General features: G+C 64.5%; 9 protein-coding genes and 2 pseudogenes. 5 read left to right on the top strand and 6 right to left on the bottom strand.

Going from position 1 to position 11,169, the window contains the following annotated elements; translation table 11 throughout:
- Window positions 1-40 precede the first annotated feature (40 nt).
- Window positions 41-421 carry a DUF5594 family protein gene (locus PQR02_RS10040; protein WP_408229137.1) on the top strand — a complete coding sequence of 127 codons (381 nt, stop codon included), beginning with the start codon at window positions 41-43 and terminating at the stop codon, window positions 419-421.
- Window positions 422-493: 72 nt separating this feature from the next.
- On the opposite strand, the pseudogene PQR02_RS10035 reads toward PQR02_RS10040, so the two are convergent.
- The 5 genes and pseudogenes from PQR02_RS10035 to PQR02_RS10015 all read right to left on the bottom strand — a co-directional run bounded on the left by PQR02_RS10035 (window position 494) and on the right by PQR02_RS10015 (window position 4,425).
- Window positions 494-906 (bottom strand): annotated as a pseudogene (locus tag PQR02_RS10035) (methyl-accepting chemotaxis protein).
- Between the two features lie 242 nt (window positions 907-1,148).
- Window positions 1,149-2,000 (bottom strand): alpha/beta fold hydrolase, encoded by an 852-nt coding sequence (locus tag PQR02_RS10030; RefSeq protein ID WP_408229134.1) that lies wholly within the window; start codon window positions 1,998-2,000, stop codon window positions 1,149-1,151.
- 8 nt (window positions 2,001-2,008) lie between these two features.
- Window positions 2,009-3,625, bottom strand: coding sequence for a benzoate-CoA ligase family protein (locus tag PQR02_RS10025; protein WP_408229131.1), 1,617 nt, complete (start codon window positions 3,623-3,625; stop codon window positions 2,009-2,011).
- 133 nt (window positions 3,626-3,758) lie between these two features.
- Window positions 3,759-3,935, bottom strand: a pseudogene (locus PQR02_RS10020) (3,4-dehydroadipyl-CoA semialdehyde dehydrogenase); the annotation flags it as partial.
- A 22-nt stretch (window positions 3,936-3,957) separates the two neighbouring features.
- Window positions 3,958-4,425: a DUF4863 family protein gene (locus tag PQR02_RS10015; RefSeq protein ID WP_408229128.1), complete on the bottom strand. Its 468-nt coding sequence runs from the start codon at window positions 4,423-4,425 to the stop codon at window positions 3,958-3,960.
- Between the two features lie 200 nt (window positions 4,426-4,625).
- Between PQR02_RS10015 and PQR02_RS10010 the strand changes: the two genes are divergently transcribed.
- From PQR02_RS10010 to boxA, 4 genes are all read left to right on the top strand, one after another.
- Window positions 4,626-5,606, top strand: coding sequence for a helix-turn-helix transcriptional regulator (locus PQR02_RS10010; RefSeq protein ID WP_408229125.1), 981 nt, complete (start codon window positions 4,626-4,628; stop codon window positions 5,604-5,606).
- 116 nt (window positions 5,607-5,722) lie between these two features.
- Window positions 5,723-7,393: a 2,3-epoxybenzoyl-CoA dihydrolase gene (boxC, locus tag PQR02_RS10005; RefSeq protein WP_408229122.1), complete on the top strand. Its 1,671-nt coding sequence runs from the start codon at window positions 5,723-5,725 to the stop codon at window positions 7,391-7,393.
- A gap of 138 nt (window positions 7,394-7,531) precedes the next feature.
- Complete coding sequence (boxB, locus tag PQR02_RS10000; protein ID WP_408229119.1) at window positions 7,532-8,959, top strand: benzoyl-CoA 2,3-epoxidase subunit BoxB; 1,428 nt, start codon at window positions 7,532-7,534, stop codon at window positions 8,957-8,959.
- Window positions 8,960-9,004: 45 nt separating this feature from the next.
- Window positions 9,005-10,246 (top strand): benzoyl-CoA 2,3-epoxidase subunit BoxA, encoded by a 1,242-nt coding sequence (gene boxA, locus PQR02_RS09995; RefSeq protein WP_408229116.1) that lies wholly within the window; start codon window positions 9,005-9,007, stop codon window positions 10,244-10,246.
- Window positions 10,247-10,336: 90 nt separating this feature from the next.
- Here the strand turns inward: boxA and PQR02_RS09990 are convergent, their stop codons facing one another.
- Window positions 10,337-11,089 (bottom strand): TetR/AcrR family transcriptional regulator, encoded by a 753-nt coding sequence (locus PQR02_RS09990; RefSeq protein ID WP_408229113.1) that lies wholly within the window; start codon window positions 11,087-11,089, stop codon window positions 10,337-10,339.
- Between the last annotated feature and the right edge of the window lie 80 nt (window positions 11,090-11,169).

Genomic DNA, 11,169 nt, shown 5'->3' with positions numbered 1-11,169 from the left:
TGCTCCGCTGATTGCGCATAGCATAACGTCGGAGACCCAGATGCGTCCGGAGAATGCCGCCCGTTTCGATCAAGAGTTTGCGCCTCGTATCGCCGAGGCCATAGCCGCCTGTTTTGCGGCCACCGTGCATACGGAAGTGCTGCCCTACGGCGGACCGGGGCATCCCACCCGCTTGCGGATCTACGCGGCGCCGCTCGACAATCTGGGCCTCTATGCGCATCCGTTGAATCTGTATCTGACCTGGGACAGCGACGAGATCGAGCGGTTGATGAATGCGCAGGGGCAGACGCGCTTCGCCAGATATCTCGCCGCGCTGCCGCGCAAGCTGAGCGCGTGGACCCACGCGCGCGAACTGGATTTCCTGTCGCATACACAAGGCGAACCGGTGGCGTTGCTCGGCGGCCTCGACTTCGAGTCGTGAGCGGCGTGACGAGCGCCGCGTCACGCGCACCACCCACTCACCCCCAAGCGCGCCAATGCTTGCGCGGCCGCCTTAATCCAGCTTGAACTGCGTCACCGCGCTGGCGAGACTCGCCGCCTGGCTTTGCAACGCCGCCGCCGCCGCCGTCGATTGCTCGATCAGCGCCGCATTCTGCTGAACCATCTCGTCGAGCTGGCTGACCGCGCGGTTCACTTCCTGAATGCCACGCGTCTGTTCGTTGGCCGCCTGGGTGATTTCGGAAATGATGGTCGTCACGCTCGCGACGTTGGTGACGATCTCCGTCATCGTTTCGCCGGCCTGGCGCACCTGACCCGAGCCCAGCCCGAGCTCTCGCTCGCGGCGGTCGCTTCGATCAACGCCTTGATCTCTTTCGCAGCCTGCGCGCTGCGTTGCTCGAGGCCGCGCACTTCACCCGCCACCACGGCGAAACCGCGGCCCTGCTCGCCCGCGCGCGCGGCTTCCACCGCCGCGTTCAACGCGAGAATGTTGGTCTGAAACGCAATCCCGTCGGTTTTGTGAAGAAAGGGTGAGGAAAGAGTCGGGCGCTGATGCCACTGCCCGCTGGGCGGGCGGGGGCGGCGGCGATAGTGAGGTTTGACAGGCGTTGTTCCGAAGCGGCGACGGCGCGCGCTTCAGGGTTTGCGGGCGGGTTGCGTTTGGCGTGGTTGAGTGTTTCCTGTTGCAGCGATCTTTGCGCTGAATGTCGTCACGGTCTCTGGCGCTGAGCCGAGACAAATGCCGCAATCGCCTCATTCAACTTGCCGGGCGCATCCCGATGCGGCGAATGTCCGCAACTATCGAGCTTGACGAGCTGCGTTTGCGGCACACGAGCGGCGATCGTATCGATCTGCGCCATCGTCCCGTAGTTGTCGTCGCGGCCCTGTATCGCAAGCAGCGGCTGGCGGATCGACGCCAGTTCGGCCGCAATCGACCACTGCCTGAACGCGGGGTCCAGCCAGATATCGTTCCAGCCATAGAACGCTGAATCGACATCGGCGTGATAGCGGCCGAGCTTCGCGCGCAAGTCCGTGGTTTCGTAGAGCTGCTTCGTCTGCGCGATGCTCTCAACCGAGATGTCTTCGATGAACACATGCGGTGCGATGACCACCGCGCCCGCTAGTGCGTCGGGATGGAGCGCCGCGTACAGCAGCGCGATCGTGCCGCCGTCGCTATGGCCGACGACCCACATGCGCTTGCGCTCGCGGGTGTCGACAGCGAGCGCGTCGAGCAGAGCGGGGAGAATGTCGCGCGCCTGGTCCGTCATGAAATGCAAGGGCCATTTCACGTGGCGCGCGCGCGGCGTGGACAGTCCATAGCCGGGCCGCGAATAAACCAGTCCCCGCATGCCGAGCCGCTCGCACAAGCTCTGCGGCCAGTCGCGCCACATCGCGATCGAGCCGAGCCCTTCGTGCAGGAACACGGCGATCGGCGCGCCGGCCGCCGTCTCGTTGACCCAGCGATACTCGATGCGCAACGGCCCGTGCGAAGCCGTAGCGGGAAGTTCAGCGAAACTGCTGGCCGCGGGTGGGACAGCGGCGGCGAGGGCGGGGTTCTGCATGGATCACCTTATGACAGTTCGCGCAGTTTGAAGCGTTGAATTTTACCGGTGGCGGTCTTGGGCAAATCGTCGGTAAAGACGATGTCGCGCGGATACTTGTGCGGCGCGAGCCGCGCCTTGACGAAGGCCTTCAACTCGTCCGCGAGTATCTCAGACGGCGCGAACTCGCGCTTCAAGACGACGAACGCGCGGGTCTTCACGAGGCCGCCGTGATCGACGCCGACCACCGCCGCTTCGAGCACCGCATCGTGCTGCACGAGCACCATCTCCACCTCGACGGGCGACACGTACTGGCCGCTGACTTTCAGCATGTCGTCGCTGCGGCCCGCGTACACGTAGCAGCCATTGGGCAGCCGGCGATACTTGTCGCCGCTGCGAATCCATTCGCCGAGAAACGTCGCGCGGGACTTCTCGCGATTGTTCCAGTACATCAGCGCCGCACTCGGCCCCTTGATAAACAGATCGCCGATTTCGCCATCGGGCACCGGATGACCGGCTTCGTCGCGCAGCTCCACTTCGTAGCCCGGCACGGGACGGCCGGTCGTGCCGTACTCGACTTCGCCGCCGCGATTCGACAGAAAGATATGCAGCATCTCGGTCGAGCCGATGCCGTCGAGAATCTCGGCGCCGAAGTGCGCGGTGAAGCGCTCGCCGATTTCACGCGGCAAGGCTTCGCCCGCCGATGCGCACACGCGCATCGCGACATCGGCGCGCGCGGGCAGGTTGGGCGACACGAGCATGCTCGCGTACAGCGTGGGCACGCCATAGAAAATGGTCGGGCGATGCTGGACGAGACGCGCGAAAATCGCGTCGGCGGTGGGGCGCTCCGCCATCAGGACGGCGGTGGCGCCGACCGACAGCGGAAAGGTCAGCGCGTTGCCGAGCCCGTACGCAAAGAACAGTTTGGCCGCCGAAAACACCACATCGCTTTCGACGATCCCCATCACCGGCTTGGCGTACAACTCGGCGGTCCAGTACAGATTCGCATGCGTGTGGACTGTGCCTTTCGGCTTGCCGGTCGAGCCGGACGAATACAGCCAGAACGCGATGTCGTCGCCACTGCTCGCGCAGGCCTTGACGACGGGTTCGGCGGCGTCGATCAGCTGGTTCAGCCGGGGCGCCGAAGGCGGCGTGCCGTCGAGCGGTTCAGAGACGATCAGCTGGCAACCGTCATGTTCGGCGCTAGCCATCGCCTCGGCGACGTTCGGCAGTAACGCACCCGACGCGATGACGGCGCGCGCGTGACTGTGCGTGAGCATGTACACATAGTCGGCGGGGCTGAGCAACGTATTCGCGACCACCGGCACGACGCCCGCGTACAGTGCGCCGAGAAACGCGATCGGCAACGCGACGGTATCGAGCATCACGAGCAGCACGCGTTCCTCGGGATGCACGCCGAGCGTGCGCAGCGCGGTCGCGAAGCGGCGCGCGCGTTGTTCGAGTTCGCCGTAAGTGGTGGTGCTGGTGTCGTCGATATAGGCGATCTTGCCGACGCGCGCTTCATTCAGGCGGAACAGATGCGTGGCGAAATTGAATCGCGGAGGCGGCGGTGCGACCGTCGCGGCGGACTGCGCGGTGGGCTGCGCAGTGGGCTGGTTTGCAGCTGTCTCCAGCAGGGATTCCATATGTCTCCTCCATCGGTGGGGGCGATCCGGCTGTTTTGTGCTCGTGATCCGCGCGATGCTTGCAGCTCGCCTCGTGCCGCTAGGCCGTGGCGGGGTGAGTCGTTTGCGTGAAGGTGGCGAGGGCCGCGGCTGGCGCCTGGACCGCGGCGCCGGCCTGGTCGCGCGCAAAGCCGAAGGCCCGTGCGAGATCGAGTCCTTCGCTGGATACGCGCACGAGCGCTTCGCCCGTCACCGGATCGGTCAGCGTCGTGCCCGCGCCGCTGCCCGCGATCCACTGGCCGGCTACATGGTTCTTCAAAAGTTCGGTCATGGCTGTCTCGACGGGAAGTGACTCAGGCGGAGGTGAATTCGATCGCGCCTTGTGGCAACAGATACAGCACCAGCGCCTCACCGTTCGCGACGGTCGGGCGATGCGCGGAGCCGAGGCCGTACACGCACCAGCCGGCCGGGTGGCCGTCGAACGTCGCGCCTTCGGTGAGCGGCATGATCAGATCAATCTCGCCGTGCGGATGAACGTGATGCGGACCGGCAATGTCCTGCATGTCGACGACGTCGACGGAAAAGCCGTGGGTCTCGGGCAGCGGCTTGAAGATGCGGCCGTAGCGAATGCCGCCGCCTTCGCGGTTGCACAGCCAGCCTTCCGCGACGCCGGTGCGGCACGCGTTCGCGAGTTCGCGGAAGGTCGGGCTGTCGGCCGGGTAGGTGTCGTTCAGCCATGCCACGAGCTGCCCGTCGAGCGGCCGGCCGGCAAGTTGCTCAGTGACGCCCGTAATCAGGCGCTGGAATTCATGTGGGGACATGCGAGCCTCCAGATCAGCGCGCTCATACAGCCGGGTGCCTCGGCACCCGAATGCATGCGTATTGCCGCGCAGTCTCCATGACGCTGCCGAAGCCGCTCGGCCGCGTTTGTGATTGGATCGATATTTGGCGAAAATTAACCGTTCACCTGATGCGTGTCAAGCACTATAGTACATATATCGCAGCCACAAGGTGGTAAAACATGAATCAAAAGTACTCCTCCTCAGCACGGGGCGAGGCCGCCGCCGACGACACGAACCGCGCCGAGCCCGCGGAGCGCGGCGGCGAACGCGAAGAGCGCGATCCGTTTCTGACCGCGATGGGCGAGCGGGTGCGCCTGCTGCGCGCGCGCCGCGGCATGACGCGCAAGACGCTCGCCACCGAAACCGGCCTGTCGGAACGCCATCTGGCGAATCTGGAATCAGGGGTGGGCAACGCGTCGGTGCTGGTGCTGCGGCAGCTTGCGGGCGCGCTGAACTGTTCGCTCGCCGAAGTGATCGGCGACGAAACCACCGCGTCCGCCGAATGGCTGCTGATCCGCGAACTGCTGCAAGGCCGCGATCAGGCCGCGTTGCAGCGCGCCCGCGTGGCGCTCGCCGACATGTTCGCGCAAGCGCCGCGCGACCCGAATCGCAAGAACCGGATCGCGCTGATCGGTCTGCGCGGCGCGGGCAAATCGACGCTCGGCAGGATGCTGGCGCAGGAGCGCAAGGTGCCGTTCGTCGAGCTGACGCGCGTGATCGAGCAGATGGCCGGCTGCCCGCCGTCGGAGATTCATTCGCTGTATGGCGCGAGCGCCTACCGGCGCTATGAACATCGCGCGCTCGAAGCCGTGATTCAGGAGCACGAGCGCGCGGTGATCGCGTCGCCGGGCGGGCTGGTGTCGGAGTCGGGTACGTTCAACGCGCTGCTGTCGCACTGCTTCACCGTGTGGCTGCAGGCCACGCCGGAAGAACATATGCGCCGCGTCGTCGCGCAAGGCGATCTGCGGCCGATGTCGGGCAACAAGGAGGCGATGGACGACCTGAAGCGCATCCTCGCTGGGCGCAGCGAACTGTACGGCCGCGCCGACATGACCTTCGACACCAGCGAGAAGACGCTGGCCGACGCCTACCTGCAACTGCGCGACCGCCTCGCCGCGCGGGTCGCGGCGGAATCGCCGGACGACGTGCGGGTGGGCTGACCTGAAGCGAGGGATCAGGGTTTACTAGCAAACATGCATTAAAGTGCTTTACATGGGATAGGCACTGCACTATTGTTCAAAAAAAGAAATTTGCATCGTCCAGTCAGGAGACGCCCATGTCCGCAGCAGAAATCGCCGTCGCGCCGGTCGACTATCGCACCGATCCCTCGCAATACAAGCACTGGAAGCTGAGCTTCAACGGTCCCGTCGCGACGCTCGGGATTGACATCGTCGAAGACGGCGGCATCCGCGACGGCTACAAGCTGAAGCTGAATTCATACGATCTGGGCGTCGACATAGAACTGCACGATGCGATACAGCGCATCCGCTTCGAACATCCCGAAGTCAAGACCGTCGTGCTGACGAGCCTCAAGGATCGCGTGTTCTGCTCGGGCGCCAATATTTTCATGCTGGGTCTGTCCACGCATGCGTGGAAGGTCAACTTCTGCAAGTTCACCAACGAAACGCGCAACGGTCTGGAAGACTCGTCGCGTCACTCGGGTCTGAAGTTTCTCGCCGCGGTGAATGGCGCCTGCGCAGGCGGCGGCTATGAACTCGCGCTGGCCTGCGACGAAATCTATCTGGTCGACGACCGCTCGTCGTCGGTGTCGCTGCCCGAAGTGCCGCTGCTCGGCGTGCTGCCGGGCACCGGCGGACTGACGCGCGTCACGGACAAGCGCCGTGTGCGCCACGATCGCGCCGACATCTTCTGCACGGTGGTCGAAGGCTTGCGCGGCGAGCGCGCGAAAGCATGGCGTCTGGTCGATGAAGTCGTGAAGCCCAACCAGTTCAATCAGGCCATCCAGGCGCGCGCGCTGGAACTCGCCGCGCAGAGCGACCGCCCGGATCACGCGCAAGGCGTGGTGCTCACGCGTATCGAACGCACCGATCGCGCAGACGGGCTCACCTATTCGACACTCGACGTGACGATCGACCGCGTGAAGCGCATCGCCACGTTCACCGCCAAGGCCCCGCACACCGAAGCGCCCACGCAGATCGACGCGATCGTCGCGGCGGGCGTGAACTGGTGGCCGCTGCGATTCGCCCGCGAACTCGACGACGCGATCCTGTCGATGCGCACCAACGAACTGGAAATCGGCACCTGGGTATTCAAGACCGAAGGCGACGCCCGCCGGCTGCTCGCCGCCGACGCCACGCTGCTGCAGCACAAGGACCACTGGTTCGTGCGCGAGACCATCGGGCTGTTGCGCCGCACCCTCGCGCGCATCGACGTATCGTCGCGCTCGCTGTTCGCGCTGATCGAACCGGGCTCGTGCTTCGCCGGCACCTTCGCGGAACTCGCTTTCGCCGCCGACCGCACTTACATGGCCGCGTTGCCGGAGAACGAGGACGAGGAGCCGGCCATCACACTGTCGGAAGTCAACTTCGGTCTCTATCCGATGGTCACGCAGCAGTCGCGGCTCGCCCGGCGCTTCTATGAAGAGGCCGAACCGCTCGACGCTGCGCGCTCGCGAATCGGCCAGCCGGTCAGGCCGGTTGAAGCCGAGCGTCTCGGCCTCGTGACCGCATCGCCCGACGATATCGACTGGGCCGACGAAATCCGCATCGCGCTCGAGGAACGCGCGGCGATGTCGCCGGATGCGTTGACCGGCCTCGAAGCGAATCTGCGCTTCAACGGCCCGGAAACGATGGAGACGCGCATCTTCGGCCGGCTCACCGCGTGGCAGAACTGGATTTTCAACCGGCCGAACGCAGTAGGCGAGAAGGGTGCGCTCAAGGTGTACGGCAAGGGCAGCAAGGCGCAATTCGACGTCTCGCGCGTTTGATGCTCACTTGAACCCGCGCGTGAAGATGCGCGCACATCCAGCGCGCATGTCACGCCAGCAACGCAATCTGACGCAACGCCACTGCCCGATACGCGCCTCTCGCCGTCAGCACTGCAGCTTCCGAACAGGGAACCGACCATGTCAACGATCAACTACAGCGAAAAGATTCCGAACAACGTCAACCTCGCCGGCGACCGCACGCTGCAACGCGCGCTCGAACAATGGCAGCCGAATTTTCTGTCGTGGTGGGGCGATATGGGCCCGGAAGGCTCGCACGGCTACGACGTTTATCTGCGCACGGCGGTGAGCGTCGATGCGGGCGGCTGGGCGCACTTCGACTACGTGAAGATGCCGGAGTACCGCTGGGGCATTTTCCTCACGCCCGGCGAGCAGGACCGCAAGATCCACTTCGGCGAGCACAAGGGCGAGGCGGCATGGCAGGACGTGCCCGGCGAGCATCGCGCGAACCTGCGCCGCATCATCGTCACGCAAGGGGACACGGAACCGGCGTCGGTCGAGCAGCAGCGTCACCTCGGGCTGACCGCCCCGTCCATGTACGACCTGCGCAACCTGTTCCAGGTCAATGTCGAAGAGGGCCGCCACCTGTGGGCGATGGTCTATCTGCTGCACCGCTTCTTCGGCCGCGACGGCCGTGAGGAAGCCGAAGCATTGCTCGGCCGCCGCTCGGGCGACGACGACAATCCGCGTATTCTCGGCGCGTTCAACGAGAAAACGCCCGACTGGCTCGCGTTCTACATGTTCACGTACTTCACCGACCGCGACGGCAAATTCCAGTTGTCGGCGCTCGCCGAGTCGGGCTTCGATCCGCTTGCGCGCACCACGAAGTTCATGCTGACCGAGGAAGCACATCACATGTTCGTCGGCGAATCGGGCGTGTCGCGCGTGATCCAGCGCACCGCCCAGGTGATGAACGAACTCGGCACCGACGATGTCGCGAAGATTCGCGCGGCCGGCGTGATCGATCTGCCGACCCTCCAGCGCTATCTGAACTTCCATTACTCGGTGACGATCGACCTGTTCGGCGCCGATCATTCGTCGAACGCGGCGACGTTCTATAGCTCGGGCCTGAAAGGCCGCTACGAAGAAAACAAGCGCGACGACGATCATCAGCTGAACGGCCAGAGCTACAAGCTGCTCGACGTGCAGGATGGCAAGCTGGTCGAGCGCGAAGTGCCGATGCTCAACGCGATGAACGAAGTGCTGCGCGACGACTACATCAAGGATTCGGTGGCGGGCGTGGGCCGCTGGAACAAGGTGCTCGAAAAGGCCGGCATCGATTTTCGCATGACGGTGCCGCATAAAGCGTTCAACCGGCAGATCGGCACCTTCGCGGGCACCCGCGTGTCGCCCGATGGCCGCGTGATCAGCGAAACCGAATGGGCCGCCAACGAGGCGAAGTGGCTCGCGTCGCCGGAAGACCGCGCATTCGTCACGTCGCTGATGGGCCGCGTCACCGAAGCCGGAAAATTCGCGAACTGGATCGCGCCGCCGGCGATGGGCGTGAACCGTCAGCCGATCGATTTCGAATACGTGCGCTTTAACTGAACGCGCGTCAGGCGCGCAGCACGGCACACCATGGTGGAGGAAGTGATGAACGGCCCAGTATCGATCGAAGTTCTCAGGCAGCATCTGATCGATCCGGAAATCTGCATTCGCTGCAATACCTGCGAAGAGACTTGCCCGGTCGATGCGATCACGCACGACGACAACAACTATGTGGTCAAGGCGGACATCTGCAACGGCTGCATGGCGTGCGTGCCGCCGTGCCCGACCGGCGCGATCGACAACTGGCGCACCGTGCTGAAGGCCGACGCGTATCCGATCGAAGAGCAGTTCACATGGGACGTGCTGCCGGAGCAGAACACCATGGCGGTGCCCGCCGCCGATGATTCGCCGGGCGCGGGCGCCTCGGGCGACACGTCCGCGGACGCGAGCGGCATCGAAGTGGACACGGTGCGCGGCGCGGTCGTGCCGCCGTGGTCGGCCGCGAAGCCTTACGTCAATCTCTATACGCACAAGGCGCCCACCACCGCGACGGTGGTCGGCAACTACCGGCTCACCGACAGCACGACCGACAGCGATATCCATCACATCGTGCTCGATTTCGGCTCGATGCCGTTTCCGGTTCTGGAAGGACAGTCGATCGGCATTCTGCCGCCCGGCGCGAGCGCCGATGGCCGCGCCCATCACGCGCGCCCGTATTCGGTGGCGAGTCCGCGCGACGGCGAGCGGCCCGGTTACAACAACGTGTCGCTGACGGTCAAGCGGGTGTCCGAGCAACATGGCGACGCGATCGACGGCGTGTGCTCGAACTATCTGTGCGATCTGAAGAAGGGCGACGTGGTCAACGTGATCGGCCCGTTTGGCAGCACCTTCCTGATGCCGAATCATCCGAATTCTCATCTGTTGATGATCTGCACAGGCACGGGCTCCGCGCCGATGCGCGCGATGACCGAATATCGCCGGCGCAGACGTCTGAAAGGCGCGACCGGCAAGCTGATGCTGTTCTTCGGCGCGCGGACCAAGGAAGAGCTGCCGTACTTCGGACCGCTGACGAATTTGCCGAAGGATTTCATCGACACGAATCTGGCTTTTTCACGCACGCCGGGTCAGGCGAAACGCTACGTACAGGACGCGATGCGCGAGCGCGCGGTTGATGTCGCGAACATGCTCAGGGACGACAACACGCACATCTACGTGTGCGGCTTGAAGGGCATGGAAGACGGCGTGCTGCAAGCGCTCAGGGAAATCGGCGAGCAGCATCAGATGGATTGGGACGCGCTGTGGGCAAAGCTGAAGCGGGAAGGGCGGCTGCATCTGGAGACGTACTGAAGCGCCGCGCGTTCACAACGCGTCGGTATGACGAGACCGTCAACGAAGGCCCCGCGAGTCGGCAAGATTCGCGGGGCCTTCGTTCGTGTTTCATCGTGACGGATCGGACCCGTCCTCGTGCCGCGACGGCGACACCGCTCCGCAGGCGCGGATCACCAGTTGCACCACTTCCTCGGTGGTTGCGTCGAACGCTTTCTGCGTCAACGCGCGCTTGCCTTTGAGCGCGCGGATCTGCGCGTCGAAGTCGGCGTAATGCTGGGTGGTGGCCCAGATCATGTACATCAAGGTTTGCGCGTTCACCGGCGCGAGCAGGCCGCGCGCAATCCAGTCGTCGATTACTTTGACCCGGCTATCGAGCCACGGCTTCACGCGCCCCTTGAGAATGTCTTCCATGTGCTCCGCGCCGTGGATGATCTCGCTCGCCCACACCTTCGAGCCGAGCGGCCGGCGGCGCGACAACTCCATTTTCGCGCGCACGTAGCCGCCGATCGCCTCGACCGGGTCGTCGCTGCATTCGAACGTGTCGGCCGCTTTGTGCCAGTCCTCGAACAGGTCTTCGAGCACGCGCCGGTACAGCGCGAGCTTGGTCGGGAAGTAGTAGTGCACGTTGGCTTTCGGCAGCCCCGCACGCTCCGCGATCATCGCGGTGCTCGCGCCGTCGAGTCCGCGTTCTGCGAAAACCGCCTCCGCGCATGCCAGCAGATGCGCTTCGTTCGATTCGCGAATGTGCGCCTTGCGCCGCCGCAAAGGCGCGCGCGTTTCGTTGTTTTCCGTGATGGTGGCCGCCACTTCGTCGTCTCTCATGTTCGCCTTCGGCGGCATGTGCGCCGCGTCGCGCTTCATTCTAGTCGGTTGATGCGGTGTCCACACGGGCATTTTTTTGCGCGCGATTCAGCCGTGCTGCAATGCAATGGCACGCTTCT

It is taken from the genome of Paraburkholderia sediminicola, assembly GCF_046026895.1.
Classification (GTDB): domain Bacteria; phylum Pseudomonadota; class Gammaproteobacteria; order Burkholderiales; family Burkholderiaceae; genus Paraburkholderia; species Paraburkholderia sediminicola_C.
This window is presented reverse-complemented; position numbering and strand designations above follow the sequence as displayed.